This window comes from Desulfopila aestuarii DSM 18488, from assembly GCF_900143695.1.
GTDB classification, from domain to species: domain Bacteria; phylum Desulfobacterota; class Desulfobulbia; order Desulfobulbales; family Desulfocapsaceae; genus Desulfopila; species Desulfopila aestuarii.
Map to the genome: position 1 here is coordinate 168,868 of NZ_FRFE01000001.1, position 21,419 is coordinate 190,286.

Here is a 21,419-nt window from a genome sequence, read left to right on the forward strand (position 1 = left end):
GTTTGTTTATTCACAATAAGTTGAGACAAAATCAGTAACCTGATTTTTTTCAATTATAGGAATCGATGTTCGTTTTTTGACATACATAGACCTCTCTACAGTCCCCAAGCTGTCGCGATGTTTGAAATTGACCACGACCCTCGCAGCGAGTACACTTTACCTATTATTTACTGCAGGATATGAGCAACTTCAGAACATCCCCAAACGGAGAAACAATATGAGCTTACAGGAAAAAATCAAAAGCGAACTGAAAGTAGCAATGAAAGCCAAGGATACCGCCAAGACTGGAGCAATCCGCATTTTAATCGGGGAGTTCCAGCGACAGCCGGAAAAAGAACTCGCCGATGCAACAGTCATCGGCATCATTAAAAAACTGATTAAATCTGAGCGGGAATTGATTGCAGCCGGCGGCGATGGGGACCAACCCTATATCGACGTACTTGAGGGATACCTTCCCCAACAGGCCAGCGAAGAGGAAATCCGTAACTGGATCGGTGAGAATATCGATTTTTCCCAGTTCGCCAACAAAATGCAGGCAATGAAACCAATCATGGCCCATTTTGGCAGCAGTGCCGACGGCAACATCGTCAAGAAAGTTTTGCAGGAGCTATAAGCCCAACCTGCTAATCTCGTATAATAAAGTTGAAAATATTATTGAACACTGAAAAAAAGAAGAGAGGAAAACTCCACTGCCAAAGAAAGCAAAAGAATCCAGGCGGAACACGCTGCCAGTAATTGCCTGTTCCAGCACGGAATCTTTTGCTTTCCCTGGAGGAGTCATTCCTTCGCCAGAAGGTTCCAAAGAGGAAGGAACGCTTTTGGTTTTACGGTCCTATATGCCAGATAGACCTGAAGGGATGAAGTGAGAGAACCTGGAATGCCAAGCTTACGACCTGTTTCTGCACCCCACCGATACAAAAGGCTTCCGCTTGGCAATCCTGGCTCAATAACATCAATACAGAACATGGGGAATGTGCTGTACGGTTTCCTTTAAGCAATGGTCGTGCCAGATGCGTTTTTCATCTTGTCATTTTTTATCAACTGCTCTTTTAACCCATGAGAACCCCTCACGTCAAACGAACGCATTACAATGTTTTTTCGAATGTTTAGACTATAAGTAAAGCATCACATTCTCTCCTGCCACAGCCCCACGACATCACAACGCATCCTGTAGACACCCTTTCATATTCCTCCCTGATCCCGCTGTTCGCTCCCTATTTGCCTTTTTTCTATAACAATTTCTCACTTGAGATTCTGCAAAATCAGATTGAATAATCGACATTCTTTCGCGGTGATGGCGTTGATACTGTAATTTAATTTTTCATAACACTCTGTTTTATATATTTTTTTATCCACAAAAACGAGATGATTGCCATCATTTCCACCTGTCGTCCGGATGCCTGAAATCATGTCTGGAAAAACAGACAAAATATATCAACCCCAACCAGCACAGTTGAATTGGCGACTCAACTCAGCACTTGATCCAGCATTGAACACCCGAAAATTGTGATGCTTTTCTCACTGAACAATTGCACTGATTCTTGACTTTCAGGCTCATGGGATCTTTGAGATCCTCAACATATGAAGGGCAATGACAGCGGCTACATTCCACAGGAAAGAAGATGAAACCAAGGCGGCCATCTTTTACTGTCTATACGATCCGTTTTTTCAGACTGATCGCCATTTCGATTGCGTTGCTCAAGCAACTGCCCCGCTTTGTGACCCCACTTTTCCTAAAACCCGTTCGCCTTCCGACATGGAAAGCCTGAAAAGGAATTGGTATCAAGCAATAAAACATGATACGTTAGCGATGAGGTACAGTTCGCAGGGCAAGTTCAGCTACAGCAGATTTTTGATCCCTATATCAACCACTTTAGGAGGAACCTATGGCTTTGCCAAAAGATATGTATCAATGCCAGATTCCCAACTGCGGCTATGTTTATGACCCAGACAAAGGCGAACCTAAAACTGACACCCCTCCAGGCACCGCCTTCAAAGATCTCCCTGATGACTGGTCCTGCCCCTTCTGCCAGGCTTCAAAAAAAAGTTTCAGGCCACTGGCCGGTCCCGGCTCAGTGCTGGTGGACGGGATCTGATTCCGCCCAATGTCAGGTCTGCACAACAAAAAGGCCACCGTCCCTCAGAGAGGAACGATGGCCTTGTACATCGTGATTGCCGCCGCATGACGGCAAACTGTGTTCTATAGATCAGACACCGGGAACACCCTCTGTCAACGCCTTCGGCCAGCGCCGTTCGGCGACTTCATCCGTTGAATAGTCTGGCAGAATGATCGGAGCCACGGCAGGGTTTTCAACACCAGCCTCGGCCAGCTCTTTCTCAAACTTCACCACATGATCAAGGGTCAGGTCTTTCACCTCAACACCGCCCTGTACATATTTGGCGGCGCCGATACCGGCTCGACGACCAAACGTAATGATATCCTGCAGGCTATTGCCCATCAGCCGGTTCTCGCCATGGACGCCTCCGATGACCTCGCCGGCACCGTAAAGGCCAGGCAAAATGGTTTCGGAATCGCCATTAACATTGATACCACCGTTCTGATAGTGGAGTGTCGGATACACCAGCATCGGCTGCTTGCTGATATCGATACCATGCCGCTCAAACTGGATGAATTTGGCCGGTAACTCCTTCTTCACGGTTCCCGGACCATGGAGTTCCTCAATCATCGGAGAATCCAGCCAGAGGCCTACACGACCGGTAGGAGTCATGATACCCTTGCCTTTCTCCATCGCTTCCTGGATGAGTTCGGCGGACTCGACGTCACGCGGCTCCAACGGAAAGCAGAACTGCTCGCCATCGATATTCAATACGTGAGCACCAAGACCACGCACTTTCTCAGTGATCAGCAACCCGACATTCTGCTCCGGATAGGCAACACCGGTGGGATGATACTGGGTGGAGTGTAGCGACTTATTGCCAACGCCCGCCCGGTAGGCCATGACCACACCGTCCATGGTGGCGCCGTAGTGGTTGGTGGTGGCAAAGCCTTTGATATGCAGACGACCGAAACCACCGGTAGCCAAAACCACCGCTTTCGCCTTGACGATGGAAAACTCCTTGGTCTCCATGTTAAAGAGGATGGCACCGGCACATTTTCCCTCACTGTCAAGCAGGAGCTCAATAGCAGGGCTGAATTCGAGAACGGTGATCATATCAGCACGGTTTCTTGCCTCATCACGAACTACCCGCATAATCTCGGCACCGGTCATATCGCCTGAAGACTGCAGACGCTTTCGCGAAGAACCACCGCAGTGACGGACAACGGTACGCCCATCTTCATGTTTATTGAACATCATGCCAAGTTTTTCGAGCCAGGCGATGGACAGGGGTGCATCTTTGGCAAGCGCCGCCACCAGGTCACGCTGGTTGGTGAAATGACCGCCGCCAATGGTGTCGAGGAAGTGATAATAGGGTGAGTCACATTCCTGAGTCGCTGCCTGGATGCCGCCTTCAGCCATGATGGTGTTGGAATCACCATGGCGCAGCTTGTTGGCAACAATAACCCTGCAGCCCCCGTCAGCCGCCATGATCGCAGCTGAAGTACCAGCACCGCCGCCACCGATAACCAGGACGTCGGTTTCATGATCGATCTTGTTCAGATCAACCAGGCCGGGCCGGACAATCGACCTGGACTCAAGCAGTCGTGCCACGCCTTCCTGAAAAACATCCCCCTTGTTCGGGCCAACCCTTACCGCCATCTTGGCGTCTGCCTGATAGTCGGGATGGTGCTTGCTCAGTACGGTTTCCCGTTCGGCCATGGAAAGTGCCGGATAGTGCTCATTGCGACGGGCCATTTCCACCCGCGCAGGGCGGGTTGCTTCTACTCGTTTGATCAGTTCTTGTAATTCGGGTGTGTATCCCATGATATTCTCCTTCGTGCCGGATGGTCGATTCGTTGTCTGTTAAAGATGACTGGTGTCCTTGGGCTGCCAGGTACCTGCAGCTGCCAGATCCGGCTCACGTTCACGGGCCACATAGCGGGCCTCGAGATCCTCTTTCTTCATGCCGCTCAGTTCATCGAGCATCGGGTCATATTTGCCACCTTCAATCTCCATCACTCTGTTTTTCAGGTGCTCTGCCTGCGGCTGGATATAGCGGGCAAAGATGCGGCGAGCCAGCTGGGCGGCATGATACTGTGGTATCTCGCCCATACAACGGCTGGCGCAGAGTCCGCACTGGATGCAGTCAAACGAGATTCGTGCAGCCTTCTCGATATTGCCCTGCTTCATGGCAGAGACATAACCGAGAACGTCGACATCCATTGGACACGCCTTGGTGCAGAGATTACAGGCCACGCAACGGAATAGCTCAGGATAGAGTGCGTGAATGGTCTCGGCAACACCTTCCATCTCTTCAAGCTTGAAGCTTGCCCTATTGGCTGGGAAGAAGGGGATCTGGGCCAGATACATATTGGCCTCAACCACTGTCTGGCAGGCCAGGCCGAAATGCAGCTTATAGTCGCCAGCCATCCGGTAAACGGTGGGACAGGCGCCACAGATACCACCACGGCAGCCGGCACCGCGCAGGAATCTGAAACCCGCGAACTCCATGGCCTTCATGATAGTCAGGGTTTCGGGCACTTCATATTTTTTGCCCATCACAAATATCGGAATGGTCCTGGCGCCTTCCGGCAAAATGGCCCGGTCTCCGGTCGCTACTTTGGGGGTCTTTGTTGTGTCACACATGGTTTTTCTCCATTTTCTCGCGCAATATAGTGGAATCTCCAGAGCCTCTCCAGGAGTCTGTCAAACTTCTAGGCAGCGGCCAGGCAATTTTTGCTTTTTAACAGCTCAAGGCTTGCAGCATCGTTCAATTCAAAATGGCAGACCTCTGCCTCCAGTCCCAGGGCCAAGGCCAGCAACTGGGTAAAGTAGTAGGTCGGCACCGGGGCCCCGATCTTCTCTTTGGCCAGTAACTGCTTCTGCTGTTTACCGAGGTTATATTCACAGAGCGGACAGCTGGTGGCAAGCGCTTCAATCCCTGCCCCACCTGCAATGTTGATGACTGCAGCCGCAGCACTGTTTTCAACGGGTTCCGCACCAAGCACCTGATACGACCCGCAACATTTATCAGCTGCCGCAAAGGGCACCACCGTTGCTCCGAGTGCTTCCAGCATCCCGGTCATGAGCAGGTAGCTGCCAAAAGGTTCGATGCCCACATCGGCAGGACGTTGCAGGGTACAGCCATAATAGGTTCCGACCTTAAGATCGGAGAGTGGCGCCTTGACCGCTTCTTTCAACTTTTCCCAACCGATTTCCTGCTCGAGAAAGCTTAAGTAATGCACGACCTCGACTTCACCGGCATAATCGATCTCATCGTCCATGAAACGATTGATCGTATCACGTTTGACCGTATCCTCACGCATCAGCTGATTGGCCCGCGCCAGAGTGTTGTAGCACATGGAACAGAGGGTCACCAACTTGTCGGCGCCCTGCTCTTTGGCACGAATAAGATTGCGTACCGGTCCGACCATATGGATAAGATCATCCGCCGTCAGTGAGTAGACAGCACCGCAGCAGTTCCACCTGTCGATTTCTTCAACTTCGACACCAAGGGCCTCCAGGGACGCAATCGCCGCCCTGTCGAGATTTTTGGCTTTGGTTTTGAGGGTACACCCCGGATAGTAACTGATCTTCATTGCTCTCCTTAGCTGGTCAATTTTCTGAACCCTGCAACCATGGCGATCTGCGGCAGATCCGCAATCGTCTCGGCCGACATCTGCGAAGGCTCAACTTTATTCTGGCCGGTGCGCAGGCTCTGTTGACGCAGTGCCTCCATGACCTTGGCAATATCAATCCCCCTTGGGCATTTCACCGTACATGCATGGCAAGAGGCACATTTCCAGTAGGTGTTGATCTCCGCCAGCTGTTTCTTGAGGCCGAACTGGGCCATGTGCATCACCCTGCGGGGGCCATAGTCCATCTCTGCCGTCATGGGACACATACCGCTGCATGTGGCGCACTGCATGCAGAGCTTGACGTTTTCGCCGCTCAGTTCATTCAGTTTTTGTATCGACTCCAGTGATTGAGTCCCAGCATTCATCTTCAATGTCATTTTCCTTCTCGTTCTGGATCCAGTAGTACGTCTCCGATGGCGTTGACAGACAGCATCCACTTCAGACTGGAGAGCGGGATATTGAGATTGACACCACTTGAAAACCACCCTTCAGGGAACAGCGCTGTCCAAAGATTAGACCTTTACAACACGATAGAGTAATAACAGATTGGAGTCGCCAAATCAACATCCTTTATTTTGCATATATACATATACTTAATTGCCTTATAATGAATGAGCCCTCATTCTATTGCTGTTTATTATTCGTTTTCTTGCCAATTGCAGAGGCAATCATTGCGGCCCAAAACGGCAGTATCCAAAAAGCACCCGCCAAAAGGGGGATACCGACCGGATGAAATGAGGAAAAGATTTACGGAGTGCCCTGTAATTTCAGGTTCCTCAGAATGAGGAACTGTTGGCGAAACCTTAATTAATCAAGTGTTTTCTGTATTTTGCTTACACATACATCACTTTTATGTATGTTACGTGGGAAATCCTGCCGCGATTCTTATTGGAACGGCAGGCGCGAAATGGAACTTCAGCCAACCGCTTATACCATGAACGCACGAATCGGCACGTCCTCCTGGGACGGAATTGAACGACGATCGCACAATAGCTGCAGACGACAAAATCCGGACAGAAGAAACACCGGTGAACGACGTCTTGACCCGCGCAAAGGTAACCAGGCGCGAAAACGCTCATTTCTTGCGTGGCTTCGTTCTCTCACCCGCAGCCGTCTTGGTGTTGATAGGCGCAAGGGCACTGAACAGCGCCTGTTTGAACGCCGTTGCAGCGGCCCTCCCTCCCTGCTCACCCAGGAAGAACTCGAAGCCCTCTTGAGATAGCCGCTGCATCTTTCTCTGTCTACAATTACAGCTTTCGCCGGTATTCCAAAAGAAGGGATAACGGCACAATATAATGAAAAAAGCTCCAGGGAATTCTATTCCCTGGAGCTTTTTTAACAATCTTTTTTCTCTATCCTTACATGTCAGCCACTCAAGGGGGGCTGGTTTTACTCAGCCTTGGTGGCGTCTTCAGCAGTTCCGGCTAGCGGGTCCTCCTCACAATCGACATCAACCGAACATGTCTCATCAGCTGGAGCTGGTGTAATAAATGGCAAGACCGGGCTCGTACCATTTTGAACGCTTGTTCCAGATAAACCTGAAACAACTTCTTCAGGCACCTTCTTCTTTCGGCAGTTGCTGTCAAAATAGGCAACGATAGCCTGCTTCCCCTTTAGCACCCGAACCTCTTCTGGCGCTTTCACGACCAGCACCGGAATTTCAGGCATCTCCAGGTTTTTCAGAAATGTCCGGTTGAGCTCAGGAGAATACGTCTGTCGTAATGTCAGAGAGTTGATTGGGGATTTCTGCAGTTCATCAACAGGATTAAAATCAAGACTGCACACAAAGTCATCATCAATCGTCGCAATGACATCTTCGCAATGAGGGCAGCTGGACGAAAAGAAAAGATAGCGTGCAGTGCTCGACTGCGTGTTTTCCAGGCGACCATAGACCCCACTTTCCAGCGCGACTTCTCCGGCCTGCAAATGGGGAACAAATTGAAGACCAGAAAATGCCATCAGCACTGAAACGGTAACCGTCAGACCGCTCAACAGCTGCCGCCAGCCCATCAACAGATTCAGCAGGAGGATAATAGAGAAAACAGTAAGGCAGTACGAGCAGAACACCTGGGCAACATAGTACTGAAAACCAATCAGTACGCCTTCTACCGCCATTCCGGCCAATAGCAGAATTCGGGCCAGGTTCAGCCAGCCCCTGACGCCTCGGGCACCCTGCCAGAGTGCAAGAAATACGCTCATGAAAAAGAGACTGCCGACGACATTGAAGGCTATCGGCGGCACCTTCGTCAACTTTTCAACGATTTCACAACCGTCGTTTAGACAGAGAATATTTCCCTGCAGAACAATCAGCAACGCCTGCGCCGCTGCTAGCAGGCCTCCGCCCAAGGCTAGCAGCATCTGCAAATTGATCATTGAAGGGGTTCTCTCGGAAAACCGGTGGGGTTGATACAGCATAGTCAGCAGATCATCATTTGGTGGAAATGTGTCATAATCAATGGACCGGCACCGACCTACTCAGCTCCGGCCACTATATGGAGGGGACAATTAAAGATGCTCAAGTGAAGGCTGAAGCCTTATTTGTTTTTTCCGTTGCCGTTACCGTTGCCACCGTTGCCACCGTTGCCATTGCCGTTACCGCCCTTGTTCCCCTTTTCATCACTTTTATTTTTTTGGCTACCCTGGGTCTTACCATTGCCATTACCGTTTTTACTCGTGCCCGCGCCATCGTCATACGCCTTGCCGTGGCCCATGCTGTTGCCGGTTTTCATATCCATCGTTGTTGCCATGGCCAGTTCGGTATCGCCACTCTTCATACCCTTTATTTTCGTATGACCAAGGCCCAGCACACTCGGATGCACCCCAAGTTCATGGGCGATCTCCCCCCAACCCATACCGTTTGCGCGCATCTCAGCAAAATTCTCGACATCTTCATCCAATCTCTGGCTGGCAAGCTCATCATATTGCGCATTCAACTCATCAATGATGGCCGGATTCTTTTCATCTTCCAACTGCACCTGAATTGAAACCATCTCCGCTTCGAGCTTCTCATTATATGCCTCAGCCAGATCAGCATCATGCTGAGCCTGCGCCGCATTCTGATACTGAGATTCCTCATTCCCCTCAGCATAAGCTGTTGAATCAGGTTGAGGCTCATCTGACCAGACCGGGCTGCTCCAGCCAAGCAACAACGCGCACGACACAACACAACACCAACGCATATACGTTCTTTTCATGTTTCCTCCTTTAGATGTTTTCTGGAACGGCACAACCCTCGCCTGCATAACAGACAACAGGATGTCTCTCATTATCTATTTGTTTATCAGAAAGAAATCAATAGATTCCTCGATATTCCATTTTTTCTTCCGGTTCCGTTGCGGCTCACCGAACCAGCTGACACCGATCCGTTCCCGGCCAAGCTCAGGGGAACTTTTCAGCAACTGGCGACGGATGCTCAACGCCCGGGCCTTGGCTAACTCCGTATCTCCCTTGTAGTATACCACCACCTGCAACATACCGGACTCAATGCCGGCTGCCGTCTCTCCAATCATCTCCAGACTCGAACGCGATGCTCGTGCCACTTCAGTTCCGGATTGATCAAAAGCTATTGCCTTAACTGTCACCAGGCGAGCACCGAGAATGTAATTGCGATAGGAGAAATCTCCAAGCGCATTCAGGTGCTCCACTGCATTTCGAGCCAATCGGCCGGAAGAATTGACACTAAGATACCGGTGCCAGGCATCCTTTTCCTCCTTATGTCGCCCCAGTTTCGACAATGCCAGCGCCCTGTTGTAAAGAGCACCCGGGTTTTCCGGCCAGAGCGACAGCGCCTTGCCATACATCTGCAGCGCCTTTGTATACTGCTTGCTCCGCATATATGAATTACCCAGCGCAGTCAGAGCCTGCTGGTGCTCCGGATCAAGCTGTAAGGCCTGTTGATAAAACGTACGCTCTTTCCCTTGTTCCAGACTACCATAGGCCGCACCAATCCAGAAATGGTAATCAGCATTTTCCGGCGCAAGGCTGGCAGCCTTTTTAAGATAGGGCAAGGCAGTCTTGGCCCGATGCGAAAGCAACAATAACCTGCCGTAATAATAATTGTTCAGGACATTTTCCGGATTTTGCTCAACTTCACGGCGAAAATACTCCTCGCCCGCCTCATGATTATCAGTTGAGAGGTAGTAATCGCCCTTGACGGTGTTGGCAAAATTTTCGGCTACCTCCTTGGCCACACAACCAGAGAGAACGCTCAACACACACACCGCTGCAACGAGAGAAGAGTATTTGATCAAGAGCTTCATGAAGGTAGAACGTTGGAGCTTGCCAGTCATCATCACATACTTTCAGAAAGTATTTGCACTTCATTAAAAGGAAACGTTGCCGAATGCAATTTTCGTTAAAAACTTAGCCCGTTTCTCATGGTGGCAGCCACCACAAAAAAGACACAGACGTATATACAACGCTTAAAAAGCATCAGCAGGTCAGCACGTTTTGTCAACGCTATGCAATCTGATAGATTGTTCAATCGTCTGGAGTAATTGAACCATATCTCCAGAAAAGTAACAAGCCGCACCGCCAGGAACCCTCCGGATAATATTGTAATTGCTCTATTCCTGAAACATCTGGACTCCATAATATTCTTTTCATCATAACGGTTTTGGACGTATAATAACATATAGAGTGAGCAACATAAGCTGAGACACAGATGCCAAAAAAGCCCGTTCCGGCTTCCATATCGTGGCGCAATTTGTGTCGCTATCGTCCCACTCAACTGAAAGGAGGAACGCCATGAAAGAAATTACGAAAATCGTGGTCCCGGTCGACCTCGAACAACACACCCAGAAACTCGTTGATTTCGCCATCTATATTGCCAAAAAAATGGGAGTCCACCTGAGCTTTATTCATGTGACCGAGTTTTATGCCGCCGGCGATATGATGCTTGGCAGCCCATCTCTTGAAACCATCAATCAGGAACGTATTGTACGGGCCAAGGAGGTTATGGCCAACCTGATCGCCGATAACAAATCGCAATATGAAAACATCAGCGGTATCGTCTACAAAGGTGAAGTTGTCGAGACTATCGTCAAATTCGCCGAAGAAGAAGACGCAGGCCTGGTGATTATCGGCACCCACGGGGCCAAAGGGCTGGAGAAAATCCTGCTGGGCAGCGTCGCGGAAAGGGTCCTGAAAGCGGTCCACTGCCCGACAATGACCATGAACCCCTATAAATAGCTGTCTCTTTTGAAAAACTGAGAACGCAGTTCAAATCCAGAGTGGATTTGACTCAATCGGCCACTTCCACTCTGTTGCCTCCCAGCTGTTTACAACGATAGAGGGCCAGGTCTGCCCGCTGCAGGAGTTCTGAAAAAGTTTCCCTTTCCCGAAAAACAGCAACGCCAAGAGAAACCGAGATATCGCCTCTCGGATCATGCTTGATGTTACGTTTTTCGTTCCAGGGCGTATCTGCCACAACACATCGTATACGTTCTGCCATCATCAACGTGTCGTCCTGTGAACTCTCTGTCAAAAGAGCGAATTCATCGCCGCCCCAGCGGGCCAGAACGTCAGTTGGCCGGGTAACCTTTACCATCAAGCCGGCGATTGTCTTCAGCACTTCATCACCTTCAAGATGCCCCAGCGTATCATTGACCTCTTTAAAACCATCCAGATCCATGAGAATCAAGGAAAACGGACGACCTGACCGATTTCCTCTATAGACGAACCGATCATATTCTTCTTCCAGTTTTCGCCTGTTGGCGCAACCTGTCAGTTCATCGGAGACCGCCAGTTTTTCCAGGAGCCGTTGGTAGCGATTGATCGTTATCAGTGTTATCACAACGACAATGGCCGAAGTGAAGAGCCCAATGAGCACTGCCCGCAAGAAATTCATTTTTGCCTCACGCAGCGTCTCCGTCTCATTCTGCTCAACAAACAATAGCCACTTCAAATTTTCGATATAGCGAACATTCACAAGGATGGCATCACCACCCTGCTGATACTCAAAACTCTCAGGTTCATCTGTAATTTCCAGCATTTTTTCCGCAACCATCGATTGCCCTGTAAGTTCAGCAATCGTAACACGCTCGATGAGTGAGGTGTCCTGATGCACCTGAATCAATCCGTTACGATCCGCCAGAAAAACATTACGTCCATAGCGCTCTTTGTATTGGCCGACAAGTTCCGCCACACTCTCCATTTTCAGACCGACACCTGTCACACCAAGTAGCCGGCCATCTTGATCCTCGACCCGATAGTTGATAAAAACTGTCAAGACATTTGTGCTCGCCTCATCAGTATCCACATCAAGATCGTAATCCTTATCTGAACTGATAAATCGATAGAACCATGCGTCATGACTGTTCGCGGGGCTGATGATCTTATGCACACCTTTGAAATGATAGTAGCGCAGAGAATGGGCAGATATGAAAAAAGCGGAAAAGAAATTATACTTCTCCTTGATTTCCTCAAGATATTTTCGCACTCTCATCTCATCTTGTTCACCGTCCATGACCCAGTCTTTTAAAAAGGTGTCGGCGGCCATGCTGGAACCCACAAGAATCGGCCGGGTCAATTCAGAAGAAAGGTCTGAGTAGATATTGTTCATGGTCAACGGCAGGTCGTTCTGGACAATCTCACGATGAATCGATGTCTTGGTGATTTGATAATTGATTGCACTGCCGCCGATAAAGCCCAGGCTGAGTAACACGGTGAGTAAAATGAGCAGCTTATATCGGGAATCAATCTTTTTCATAGATGGATAATCTCAAAAATGTTTCACAGAGGCAAATAATGAATCAAGGAGAACATCGACATTTCATCTGGCAGTGGCGAACGTTTGATGCGCTTTCCACCTGCGAACTCTACCACTTGCTCCAGCTGCGCCAGCAGGTCTTTGTGGTGGAGCAGAATTGTCCTTATCTCGATGCCGATGGTCTTGATGAAGAGGCCCTCCACCTGTTGCTCTACCGGCAATCCAACGAAGAAACAGCCGAACTCGTGGGCTGCCTGCGAATCCTCTCTCCCGGGAAAAGATATAGCACCCCCGCCATAGGACGTCTCGCCGTTGCTGGTCAAGCAAGAGGCCTAGGAATTGGTCGACTGCTGATGGAGCAGGCACTGCACCATACGCAACTTTCTTATCCCGGTCAAGACATCACCATTTCGGCCCAGCAGTACCTTGAAAAATTCTACGAAGACCTCGGCTTTATTGCTGTTTCTCAACCGTATCTTGAGGATGATATTGCCCATCTCGACATGATATTCCGACCTTCCACGTCATAGTATCGCTGTTTAATCGGCGGCTGACCAGCTGCATGTCCCCTGGACATCTCACTTTTACCGCTCACACCATTTAACTTCCTGCTATTGCAGATTTTCACCGTTCCACCCTTGTTCAACTGTAAGGATCTCCTTATTCTTGCTGATAGAGTGATCTACACGTATAGAAGGTATCATTTGCCAACAGAGGGGGATTTTTCATGGCGTGGCCCTATATTATTGCTACCGCCTTGAGTCTAGGCTGGATGCTGTCACCGGATGCGTTGGTTCGGCTTGGTAACGGTGTTGCTGCCAACCGGACCCTGTTCTTGGTTGCACTCGCGTTCGCCGCCCTGTTGACCGCGCGCGGCATTGCTCTTATCCGCCACCCTGCGTTACGTAATAACGGACGATGCAGTCAGACTAGCCTCCTTATTCAAGGTGCAGGAAGGCTTCCAGCCATGTCCCTTCTTCTGGCTAGCCGGTTAGCCATTGTACTGCTGTTACCCACAGGTCTCCTGGTTTCCGCCGGGTTTGCCTTCAACGAGATTTTCCTCTACTGGTTCCCCAATTTCGGGTTTGCTTTTCTGCTGCTCGGCCTGATCACCTTGCTCCATCTGGCTGGTGAACGAATCGTCACGGCAGCTCAGCCAATTTTTGCCGGACTGGGACTTCTCTGCCTCCTCATTCTCTGCCTCGCCGGTCTAGGAGGACCAGCCAGCAGCCGGCCGGTCTCCATGGATATTGGTTTTTCTTTTACCCCTGAAGTTGCGGTGGGCGCACTCCTGCTCTTTCTCGGCACAGATTATATGACGCCCAGTAACAACAGGGACTCACGCCTGCCGCCACTGGCTGCACTTTTCTTCTGTCTTTCGCTGTTTTTGTTGTGGGCCATGCTCTCCTTGCAATATGTGCCCTATGAGCAATTGCTCGACTCGACTATCCCACACCTTCTGGTTGCCAGGGAGATCCTTGGCGAAACTGGTCGCATCCTGATGGGCTGCCTCATCATCAGTACCACTTGCGGCGCGGTCAATACACTCTTTCACCAGGCATCTTCGACCCTCGCCGAGCTTGGCGAACGGAACCTGCTCCCCGGTCATACACCGAACGGACGAAAAAAGAGACTTTTTGTCCTACTGTTTGCTCTCATTATTGGTGCACTCATGATTGGCGGGCTCGCTGGTCATGATATTATCGAGACCTATATTCAGGCCAGTCTTCTGCTCTGGCTGCTGCTCTTTGCGCTTCTCTGCTTTGCCGCCGGCCGCATTCTTTATCGTAACAATGTTGCCAGGGCATGGCACGGCTTTGTTCTCGCCACCCTGTTCACAGGTCTGGCCTTTTTTATGGCCGCATCGCACCACCAGGCTGTAGTAATTTTTCGCTTTATCTTGTTGACGCTGACCGCTGCCAGTGGAATCAGCGCTTTTTGGTTGTGGAAACAACCCGCCTTTGAGGTAATCCCCCCTCGCCACAAACACAAAGGAGATACTCAATGAAAAAATTCACTCTTCTATTGCTAATCACGCTCTGCTTTTCCATATCACCGACACTTGCCGGTGCCATAAATCTCATGGAAATCAGTGAACTGAAAGGAATGCTCGACTCAGACTCAGTGGTCATTCTTGATGTACGGGCCGGACGCGACTGGTCCACCAGCGAATTCAAAATTCCGGGCGCCATCCGGGCAAGCGGTGAGGATTTCGCTGAATGGTCAACGACCTTGCCAAAGGATAAAAAGCTCGTTCTTTACTGCGCCTGACCCAACGAAGCAACAAGTGCCGGTCTGGCACAGAAACTCCTCGATATTGGTTACACAAATGTTTTTGCCTTGAAAGGCGGCTGGCGGGCCTGGTATCGAGAGCAGTATCCGGTCGTTCCCAAATAGTAATGAAATACTTCTTGAAACACCCTCTCCCAATACTATGTGATAGATACAAAAAGCATTATACCCGCTAAAAGCAAACTTGGCTTTTGGCGGGTATGTGGTATGAGAGTGGTGATCTTTCTGACTACGAATATCGGATGAATTACTGCTCTTTGCTATTATATCTCCTGGAGATAAGGGCGGATCTTGGCAAGTTTCTTATCCCCAATACCCTTCACCCTTGCCAGGTCGTCAATTGACTTGAAATTACCATTCTCTTTTCTGTAGCTGGTAATGGCTGCCGCTGTCTTTTCACCAATTCCTGGCAGAGTGGAAAGAATGGCCTCGTCAGCGGTGTTGATATTTACTTTATCAGCCAACGGAACCACCGCCTGTGAGCTACTTTTGGTGGCTGCGAAACTCTCGTCAATGACAACGGTTGCACCCGTTACAAACAAACAGAGAACGACAAACAACAGACTCATCTTTTTCATAAATGTTTCTCCCTCAACAACTTGAGTATTGATAATAAATCTGCAGGACATTGCGTCCGGCTGACACTGAAATTGTTTCCCCGGCCGGGAGAAGCAAAGAGAGAGGGAAACAGCTCATCACAATAATCTTGTCTAACATCCCCCCAATCATCCAGTCAGATTCTGTTATCGGGCAGATGACCGCTCAGCAAACCACGCCTGACAAGCATATTTTGTAAGAGACTATTCCCTCTCGCTTTATTTGTGATCAGAGTAACAACCTCTTCTTACCAAAGAGCATACATTTTAGAGATGCCGGTTGTTTTTTATGAAAAAAAAATCAAAAGTATATGGCAGAAAAAACAAGGCCCTCACCGGAAAATACCGGCGAGGGCCTGTAAATACTACTACTTTTAACTAAACTGCCTCCAATCAATAGATCGGTTTCATGGCTCCCATATGCGATCGGAGTTCCTCACCGATTATTTCAACCGCGGTGTAGCGGATAGCTTCGTTCACCTGGATCAGCTCTACATTGTCCACGCCGTTATCTGTTAACTCCAAACCTTTGCCGACCACATCGAGGTCAATGGTCTTCATAAAATCAGCCAGCATCGGTTTTGCGGCATGGGCAAAGAGATAGTTGCCGTACTCCGCGGTATCGGAGATAACGACGTTCATCTCATACAGCTTCTTCCGGGCGATGGTATTCGCGATAAGCGGTGTCTCATGCAGAGACTCATAATAGGCCGACTCCTCTTTGATACCGGCAGATACCATCGTATCAAAAGCCAACTCGACCCCGGCCTTGACCATGGCGATCATCAGGATGCCCTTGTCAAAATACTCCTGCTCGGAGATCTCGACATCAGCATTCGCGGTTTTCTCGAATGCTGACTCACGGGACTCTTTCCGCCAGTTGAGCAGATCGGCATCGTCATTGGCCCAGTCTTTCATCATTGTGGATGAGAAATGACCGGACATGATATCGTCCATGTGTTTTTCAAACAGCGGCCGCAGAATCTCTTTCAGTTCCTCAGAGAGCTGGAAAGCCATGATCTTTGCCGGATTGGAGAGCCGGTCCATCATGTTGGTGATACCGCCATGCTTCAGCGCCTCTGTGGTCACTTCCCAGCCATACTGCACCAACTTGGAGGCATACCCCGCATCCATTCCCTTCTCGACCATCTTGTCAAAAAGCAAGAGAGAACCGGCCTGCAGCATACCGCAGAGGATAGTCTGCTCGCCCATCAGGTCGGACTTCACTTCGGCAATAAAAGAGGACTGCAAAACACCGGCCCGATCACCGCCGGTGGCACAGCAGTAGGCCTTAGCGATATCCCAACCTTCACCATTGGGATCATTCTCGCCATGTACCGCGATCAGGGTCGGAACACCAAAGCCGCGCTTGTATTCTTCACGCACCTCGGTTCCAGGAGCCTTGGGAGCCACCATAACAACAGTCAGGTCTTCCCGGATTTTCATGCCTTCCTCAACGATATTGAAACCATGAGAGTAAGAGAGACAGGCACCTTTTTTCATGAGCGGCATAACTGCGGAAACCACATTGGTGTGCTGCTTGTCAGGGGTCAGGTTGATAACAAGATCAGCAGTGGGGATCATCTCCTCGTAGGAGCCGACGGTGAAATCATTGTCGGTGGCATTTTTCCAGGATTGACGCTTCTCATCGATCGCTTCTTTGCGCAGAGCATAGGCAACATTTAAACCACTGTCACGCAGGTTGAGACCCTGGTTCAACCCCTGGGCACCGCAGCCGACGATAACCACTTTTTTACCTTTGAGGTACTCAACGCCGTCAAACTCCGACGGGTCCATAAAACGGCACTGTGAAAGCTCTTCAAGCTGCCGACGAAGCGGCAGGGTGTTGAAATAATTCTGGCCCATGTCAATTCTCCCTGATGTGTGTATGTTGGTCGGCCATGTTGTCTGCCTTACTGCCGACTTTGAAAACGTGTTTCTGAATTACGCGTAAACAAAAAAAGTCACAAACCTGCATCCAGTATTGTTCCCTAAAATTACCAGGATGGTACTGCAGGTTTTGCGATTTTCTGCGAGCTTATCATATATTGGGAAACGTCTATTGCGTCAAGTGATTTGTCCGTGATACAGTATTGCAGATTTTGCAATTACTGCCATACCAGGTATGAACCCCACAACAGGGTGTCGCTTCATGAACATACGTGAGCTCAAGCTCTTTCGGCATCTCGCCGGGACCCTGCATTTCGGCCGGACCAGCCAGGCCTGCAATATCACGCCATCGGGCCTTACCCGCTCCATGCAGCGGCTGGAAAACGAGCTGGGCCGTCAGCTTTTCCATCGCGATAAACGTTCGGTCCGCCTCACCCCGGCGGGCCAGCTGTTCCGAGAATATGCCGAAGAGGCCATTCACCGCTGGAGCGAGCTGCAGAACAGGCTCTCCCGCGATAATGTACTACGCGGAGAACTCTCACTCTACTGTTCGGTCACGGCAATCCTCTCAATTCTTCCAACCATTTTTCGAAAATTTCGCGAAGCGCATCCAGAAGTGGTCCTACACCTGCAAACCGGGGACGCCGCCAAAGCGCTCTTTAAATTGTATAATGGAGAAGCGGATATCTCGGTTGCCGCTCTCCCCGACCAGCAGCCGGACGGTCTCGATTTTATCGAACTGATCCAGACCCCGCTCATCTTCATCGCTCCCGGCAATCACCAGCAGACCCTGGTTTACAACGATGGTGCGATCGATTGGCAACACACACCGCTCATTGTCCCCGAACGCGGCCTCAGCCGCGACCGGGTTGATCGCTGGTTGAGGGAAAAACATATCACCCCCAATATCTCTTCCCAGGTAGCCGGCAACGAGGCTATTATCGCCATGGTCGGTATGGGGTGCGGTGTAGGAGTTGTCCCCCAGCTGGTGCTTGAACAGAGTGTACTTCGAGAACAGGTACGCATACTTGATGTCGTGCCTCGGCTCGAGTCTTTTTCAGTCGGCGTGTGTACTGCCACAAAAAACAGATGTAATCCGGTTATTGAAGCGTTCTGGGATATCGCTATCAGCGAGGCCTTTGATCACGAAGGTACTCGATAAGCAGCAAGAGGAAAACTATGTCAATTATATTGGTAACCAACGATGATGGCATTCACGCCGAAGGCTTACAGGTTCTGCGACGCAGTCTTCAGCCGCTTGGCCGGATAGTCGTGGTGGCCCCGGACCGGGACAACTCAGCCGTTTCCCACTCCCTGACCATGACCAGACCTCTACAGGTTCGCAGAATCGGCGAGGACACCTATACCGTTGACGGCACCCCCACCGACTGCGTCGTGCTGGCGCTTGGCCGGATTCTCGAAGGGCGGCCGGACCTCTTGGTTTCCGGCATTAACGCCGGTCCGAACCTTGGCGATGACATCTCCTATTCCGGCACGGTCTCCGCTGCTATGGAAGGCACCATGTACTCTGTTCCTTCCATGGCGGTCTCACTGGCAGGGGAGCCCCCCTTCGATTACACCCTGGCCGGCGAGCTCTCACGCAAGATGGCCGCCAAGATTCTCGATACAGTTCTGCCGCACAATACCCTTATCAATATGAATGTTCCGACAGGATCCAAGCACCAGGGCATCCGCATCACCCGCCAGGGGCGGCGGCTATGGGAAAATGCGATCCAGGAAACAGAAGATCCCTGGGGCCGCAAACGCTACTGGATCGGCGGCGGCACTCCGGTCAAAGACTCGAGTGAAGATACCGATGTCAAGGCGGTCCATGACGGCTATGTCTCAGTCACACCCATTCAACTCGATCTCACCAACCACTCCGGCATCAGTCATATCAGGAAGAACTGGTCTCTGGAATGACCTCTCCGGCCACCGCTCAGTGCTACCTGCCAACATTGACAAGCCACATGGGATCAGGTATGAACCGGCAAGAATAGGCACAACCTCACATTCTCATTATTTCCCCCGCCTTCACCGGTATCCGGTTGCCCAGCCTTGTAGTGGTGGTTGTCACCGCACCGGGTAGGCGGACAGGACGTCAACATGTTCGGACAACGAAGCACTCCCCAGGAGAATATCCTCATCCTCGGCCTCGGCGGGGTCGGCTATTATCTCGCCAAGCGCCTGGCCCACGAAGAGTATGCCATCACCATCATCGAGCCCGACGCCAAAGTGCTTTCCCGCGCCGACGGCCAGATCGATGCCAGATTGATTAAAGGCAGTGCCCTCGATATCGACTGCTGGAAAGAAGCCGATGCCGGCAAGATGAACTATTTGATCGCGGCCACCAACAACGATGCCGTTAACATGATGGCTTCGATTATCGGTGATAGATTTGGAATCACGAGGAAAATCGCCAGGATTCGCTCGAGACAGTTCGGCAATGAAGATTCCATCCTCACCGCCCGCGACCTGAAACTTGACCTGCTCATCAATCCGGAAGAACTTGCCGCCCAGGAGATTGTCCGGCTCATCAAGCTAAACGCCGGTAACGAGATTATCGACATCGCCGACGGTCAGATCCAGTTACTCGCGACCGAAATCACCGATCAATCCCCTTTTGCCAACAAACAGCTGAAAGACATCGCCCGCGAATTCAACGAGTTCCCCTTCAGGGTTGTGGCCATAGCCCGCGGGATCAGCACCATAATCCCCAGCGGCCAGCAGGAACTTTTCCCTAACGACCAGATCTTTATCATGGCCGCAAACCGGCATCTGCCAAGGCTCATGGAGATCACCGACATCCGGCTTCACCGTCAGCAGAAAACAATGATCCTCGGTGGCGGTATGGTGGGAATGCGAGTCGCCGAACTGTTGCAGAAATCGGTGAAAGTCACCCTCATTGAAAATGACGAGGTCCGGGCCGAAGAACTCTCCTACAATCTTGCCAACACCGAGGTGCTCTGTGGTGACGGTTCCGACGCCGATGTCCTCACCGCTGCTGGCCTGCTCAGCATGGACACCTTTATCGCCACCACCGGCGAAAACGAAACCAACATCATGAGTTGCCTGCTGGCCAAAAACCTGATGCGAAAAAGCCAGCCGAAGGGACAGGCAAAAGGGTATGTCGCCGAGGCCAGAACCATTTCGCTTGTCACCAAGGAGGACTATCTGGTGCTGGCCCAGACCACTGGTTCCAACATCGCCCTTAATAAGAAGGTGATGGCTGGCAATGAAATTCTAAAATTCATTCGCCGAAACGAACTTTTCTCCGTTGCCCACCTGCATGGCTTTGACGCCGAGGTGGTGGAACTCATCGCCGCACCCAAATCGCAGATTACCCGCCGGCCGCTCTCAAAACTCGATCCGTTCTACCTCGACAAACTGATCATCGGTTCGGTTTTAAGGGAAGACGGCTGGAACATTGCCGTCGGCGACACCCAGATAAAAGAGAATGAACGGGTCATTGTCATCTGCCCCTCCCTCTATCTGAAAGACGTCCGCAAACTGTTTCAGGGTTAAAAGCACACGCAGAACTTTGTCGACCTTCTATCGGAGATTAACACCCGGTATCATCGTGCAAAATGCATGATGCAATCCAGAGATTTTTCGTGCATTTTGCACGAAAAATCGTACGAATTCCCTCGCTATTGCCTCCAACACACTATATTCACTCTCATAACCAATATTTACCCAACAGGCATGACGCTTGCTTTGCCACAGCTGTAAATACCGGAAATGAGCACGCAGGTGGTCAGCCGGTGGGGACGTCGGGAACTGGCTCTGGACAGGTCCAACCCGGCAAGCAAATGAATCTGGTGAGAAGGAGTAGTTCATGGATACACGATTGTTGGTTGGCGCAGTATGCATTGCAATGGGCATTGTCAGCATTGCTATCTGCTATCTCGGGACACGTAATCCGCGGCAACCTAAATGGGCCTGCGAAGCTATCATGGCAAACTTCATAGTTCCCGTTATTGTCGGCTGCCTGGCCATCGGACCTATGCTCATTGGCGAATATGTCATCGTTCACAGAAGCGACCTCAAGGTAATTGACCTTCTTATCGCCTTGTCGATCATCGCGGCCTCTATAATATTTGTGAAGATGCTACGTATCAGCAAACGTGTCGCAGCTTATGAACAGAATGGTCCTTCTTCGCGCAATGATCGCTTTACCACCCCGCAAGGTGGCAAAATGGGCATGACAGCAGCCTGATCGAGTTCACCCCAC

The 21,419-nt window shown here is 50.6% G+C and carries 21 protein-coding genes; 11 read left to right on the plus strand and 10 right to left on the minus strand.

Annotated elements, in window-relative coordinates; all coding sequences use genetic code 11:
- Nucleotides 1-217: 217 nt before the first annotated feature.
- Together BUF15_RS00655 and BUF15_RS00665 are read left to right on the plus strand one after the other, a co-directional pair.
- Nucleotides 218-613, plus strand: coding sequence for a GatB/YqeY domain-containing protein (locus BUF15_RS00655; RefSeq protein ID WP_073611509.1), 396 nt, complete (start codon nt 218-220; stop codon nt 611-613).
- Between the two features lie 1,273 nt (nt 614-1,886).
- Entirely contained in the window at nt 1,887-2,096 is a 210-nt protein-coding gene (locus tag BUF15_RS00665) for a rubredoxin (protein ID WP_073611511.1), read from the plus strand.
- 111 nt (nt 2,097-2,207) lie between these two features.
- Here the strand turns inward: BUF15_RS00665 and BUF15_RS00670 are convergent, their stop codons facing one another.
- The 4 genes from BUF15_RS00670 to BUF15_RS00685 form a co-directional block, all read right to left on the minus strand.
- Entirely contained in the window at nt 2,208-3,884 is a 1,677-nt protein-coding gene (locus tag BUF15_RS00670; protein ID WP_073611512.1) for an FAD-binding protein, read from the minus strand.
- A gap of 39 nt (nt 3,885-3,923) precedes the next feature.
- Nucleotides 3,924-4,706 (minus strand): 2Fe-2S iron-sulfur cluster binding domain-containing protein, encoded by a 783-nt coding sequence (locus BUF15_RS00675; RefSeq protein ID WP_084553295.1) that lies wholly within the window; start codon nt 4,704-4,706, stop codon nt 3,924-3,926.
- A 68-nt stretch (nt 4,707-4,774) separates the two neighbouring features.
- Nucleotides 4,775-5,659 (minus strand): CoB--CoM heterodisulfide reductase iron-sulfur subunit B family protein, encoded by an 885-nt coding sequence (locus tag BUF15_RS00680; RefSeq protein ID WP_073611513.1) that lies wholly within the window; start codon nt 5,657-5,659, stop codon nt 4,775-4,777.
- Nucleotides 5,660-5,667: 8 nt separating this feature from the next.
- Entirely contained in the window at nt 5,668-6,075 is a 408-nt protein-coding gene (locus tag BUF15_RS00685) for a 4Fe-4S dicluster domain-containing protein (protein ID WP_073611514.1), read from the minus strand.
- Nucleotides 6,076-6,605: 530 nt separating this feature from the next.
- On the opposite strand from BUF15_RS00685, the gene BUF15_RS26715 reads away from it, so the two are divergent.
- Nucleotides 6,606-6,920 (plus strand): hypothetical protein, encoded by a 315-nt coding sequence (locus BUF15_RS26715; RefSeq protein WP_143170588.1) that lies wholly within the window; start codon nt 6,606-6,608, stop codon nt 6,918-6,920.
- Between the two features lie 167 nt (nt 6,921-7,087).
- On the opposite strand, the gene BUF15_RS00695 is transcribed toward BUF15_RS26715, so the two are convergent.
- The 3 genes from BUF15_RS00695 to BUF15_RS00705 form a co-directional block, all read right to left on the minus strand.
- Nucleotides 7,088-8,071, minus strand: coding sequence for a vitamin K epoxide reductase family protein (locus BUF15_RS00695; protein WP_073611516.1), 984 nt, complete (start codon nt 8,069-8,071; stop codon nt 7,088-7,090).
- Nucleotides 8,072-8,232: 161 nt separating this feature from the next.
- Nucleotides 8,233-8,892 carry a hypothetical protein gene (locus BUF15_RS00700; protein ID WP_073611517.1) on the minus strand — a complete coding sequence of 220 codons (660 nt, stop codon included), beginning with the start codon at nt 8,890-8,892 and terminating at the stop codon, nt 8,233-8,235.
- A 75-nt stretch (nt 8,893-8,967) separates the two neighbouring features.
- Entirely contained in the window at nt 8,968-9,957 is a 990-nt protein-coding gene (locus BUF15_RS00705) for a tetratricopeptide repeat protein (RefSeq protein ID WP_159441192.1), read from the minus strand.
- Between the two features lie 487 nt (nt 9,958-10,444).
- On the opposite strand from BUF15_RS00705, the gene BUF15_RS00710 reads away from it, so the two are divergent.
- Nucleotides 10,445-10,888 (plus strand): universal stress protein, encoded by a 444-nt coding sequence (locus BUF15_RS00710; protein ID WP_073611519.1) that lies wholly within the window; start codon nt 10,445-10,447, stop codon nt 10,886-10,888.
- A 52-nt stretch (nt 10,889-10,940) separates the two neighbouring features.
- Here the strand turns inward: BUF15_RS00710 and BUF15_RS00715 are convergent, their stop codons facing one another.
- Nucleotides 10,941-12,407, minus strand: coding sequence for a sensor domain-containing diguanylate cyclase (locus BUF15_RS00715; protein WP_073611520.1), 1,467 nt, complete (start codon nt 12,405-12,407; stop codon nt 10,941-10,943).
- 38 nt (nt 12,408-12,445) lie between these two features.
- Here BUF15_RS00715 and BUF15_RS00720 point away from each other — a divergent pair, with 38 nt between their 5' ends.
- The 3 genes from BUF15_RS00720 (at nt 12,446) to BUF15_RS00730 (ending at nt 14,804) form a co-directional block, all read left to right on the plus strand.
- Nucleotides 12,446-12,937 carry a GNAT family N-acetyltransferase gene (locus BUF15_RS00720; RefSeq protein ID WP_073611726.1) on the plus strand — a complete coding sequence of 164 codons (492 nt, stop codon included), beginning with the start codon at nt 12,446-12,448 and terminating at the stop codon, nt 12,935-12,937.
- Between the two features lie 197 nt (nt 12,938-13,134).
- Nucleotides 13,135-14,415 (plus strand): hypothetical protein, encoded by a 1,281-nt coding sequence (locus tag BUF15_RS00725; RefSeq protein WP_073611521.1) that lies wholly within the window; start codon nt 13,135-13,137, stop codon nt 14,413-14,415.
- On the plus strand, nt 14,412-14,804 hold the full coding sequence (locus tag BUF15_RS00730) for a rhodanese-related (seleno)protein (protein WP_263577242.1): 393 nt from the start codon (nt 14,412-14,414) through the stop codon (nt 14,802-14,804). The genes BUF15_RS00725 and BUF15_RS00730 overlap by 4 nt, the downstream gene beginning before the upstream one ends.
- 158 nt (nt 14,805-14,962) lie before the next feature.
- Here BUF15_RS00730 and BUF15_RS00735 read toward each other — a convergent pair whose 3' ends face one another.
- Nucleotides 14,963-15,277 carry a ComEA family DNA-binding protein gene (locus BUF15_RS00735; protein ID WP_073611523.1) on the minus strand — a complete coding sequence of 105 codons (315 nt, stop codon included), beginning with the start codon at nt 15,275-15,277 and terminating at the stop codon, nt 14,963-14,965.
- A 411-nt stretch (nt 15,278-15,688) separates the two neighbouring features.
- A complete protein-coding gene (gene ilvC / locus BUF15_RS00740; protein ID WP_073611524.1) occupies nt 15,689-17,161 on the minus strand; it encodes a ketol-acid reductoisomerase in 1,473 nt (490 codons plus the stop codon).
- A gap of 286 nt (nt 17,162-17,447) precedes the next feature.
- Between ilvC and ilvY the strand changes: the two genes are divergently transcribed.
- From ilvY to BUF15_RS00760, 4 genes are all read left to right on the plus strand, one after another.
- Nucleotides 17,448-18,347 (plus strand): HTH-type transcriptional activator IlvY, encoded by a 900-nt coding sequence (ilvY, locus tag BUF15_RS00745; RefSeq protein WP_073611525.1) that lies wholly within the window; start codon nt 17,448-17,450, stop codon nt 18,345-18,347.
- 17 nt (nt 18,348-18,364) lie between these two features.
- Nucleotides 18,365-19,108: a 5'/3'-nucleotidase SurE gene (gene surE / locus BUF15_RS00750; RefSeq protein WP_073611526.1), complete on the plus strand. Its 744-nt coding sequence runs from the start codon at nt 18,365-18,367 to the stop codon at nt 19,106-19,108.
- 183 nt (nt 19,109-19,291) lie between these two features.
- Nucleotides 19,292-20,710: a Trk system potassium transporter TrkA gene (gene trkA, locus BUF15_RS00755; protein ID WP_073611527.1), complete on the plus strand. Its 1,419-nt coding sequence runs from the start codon at nt 19,292-19,294 to the stop codon at nt 20,708-20,710.
- Between the two features lie 313 nt (nt 20,711-21,023).
- Complete coding sequence (locus BUF15_RS00760; RefSeq protein WP_073611528.1) at nt 21,024-21,404, plus strand: hypothetical protein; 381 nt, start codon at nt 21,024-21,026, stop codon at nt 21,402-21,404.
- Nucleotides 21,405-21,419: the final 15 nt, after the last annotated feature.

Bases quoted from the DNA above. Each gene is read 5' to 3' on its own strand.
- BUF15_RS00665 (WP_073611511.1), top strand. From the start codon at position 1,887: ATGGCTTTGCCAAAAGATATGTATCAATGCCAGATTCCCAACTGCGGC.
- BUF15_RS00680 (WP_073611513.1), bottom strand. From the start codon at position 5,659: ATGAAGATCAGTTACTATCCGGGGTGTACCCTCAAAACCAAAGCCAAA.
- BUF15_RS00760 (WP_073611528.1), top strand. From the start codon at position 21,024: ATGGATACACGATTGTTGGTTGGCGCAGTATGCATTGCAATGGGCATT.
- BUF15_RS00735 (WP_073611523.1), bottom strand. From the start codon at position 15,277: ATGAAAAAGATGAGTCTGTTGTTTGTCGTTCTCTGTTTGTTTGTAACG.
- surE (WP_073611526.1), top strand. From the start codon at position 18,365: ATGTCAATTATATTGGTAACCAACGATGATGGCATTCACGCCGAAGGC.
- BUF15_RS00710 (WP_073611519.1), top strand. From the start codon at position 10,445: ATGAAAGAAATTACGAAAATCGTGGTCCCGGTCGACCTCGAACAACAC.
- BUF15_RS00685 (WP_073611514.1), bottom strand. From the start codon at position 6,075: ATGACATTGAAGATGAATGCTGGGACTCAATCACTGGAGTCGATACAA.
- BUF15_RS00700 (WP_073611517.1), bottom strand. From the start codon at position 8,892: ATGAAAAGAACGTATATGCGTTGGTGTTGTGTTGTGTCGTGCGCGTTG.
- BUF15_RS00670 (WP_073611512.1), bottom strand. From the start codon at position 3,884: ATGGGATACACACCCGAATTACAAGAACTGATCAAACGAGTAGAAGCA.
- BUF15_RS26715 (WP_143170588.1), top strand. From the start codon at position 6,606: ATGGAACTTCAGCCAACCGCTTATACCATGAACGCACGAATCGGCACG.
- trkA (WP_073611527.1), top strand. From the start codon at position 19,292: ATGTTCGGACAACGAAGCACTCCCCAGGAGAATATCCTCATCCTCGGC.
- BUF15_RS00695 (WP_073611516.1), bottom strand. From the start codon at position 8,071: ATGATCAATTTGCAGATGCTGCTAGCCTTGGGCGGAGGCCTGCTAGCA.
- BUF15_RS00715 (WP_073611520.1), bottom strand. From the start codon at position 12,407: ATGAAAAAGATTGATTCCCGATATAAGCTGCTCATTTTACTCACCGTG.
- ilvC (WP_073611524.1), bottom strand. From the start codon at position 17,161: ATGGGCCAGAATTATTTCAACACCCTGCCGCTTCGTCGGCAGCTTGAA.
- BUF15_RS00720 (WP_073611726.1), top strand. From the start codon at position 12,446: ATGAATCAAGGAGAACATCGACATTTCATCTGGCAGTGGCGAACGTTT.
- BUF15_RS00705 (WP_159441192.1), bottom strand. From the start codon at position 9,957: ATGAAGCTCTTGATCAAATACTCTTCTCTCGTTGCAGCGGTGTGTGTG.
- BUF15_RS00725 (WP_073611521.1), top strand. From the start codon at position 13,135: ATGGCGTGGCCCTATATTATTGCTACCGCCTTGAGTCTAGGCTGGATG.
- BUF15_RS00675 (WP_084553295.1), bottom strand. From the start codon at position 4,706: ATGTGTGACACAACAAAGACCCCCAAAGTAGCGACCGGAGACCGGGCC.
- ilvY (WP_073611525.1), top strand. From the start codon at position 17,448: ATGAACATACGTGAGCTCAAGCTCTTTCGGCATCTCGCCGGGACCCTG.
- BUF15_RS00655 (WP_073611509.1), top strand. From the start codon at position 218: ATGAGCTTACAGGAAAAAATCAAAAGCGAACTGAAAGTAGCAATGAAA.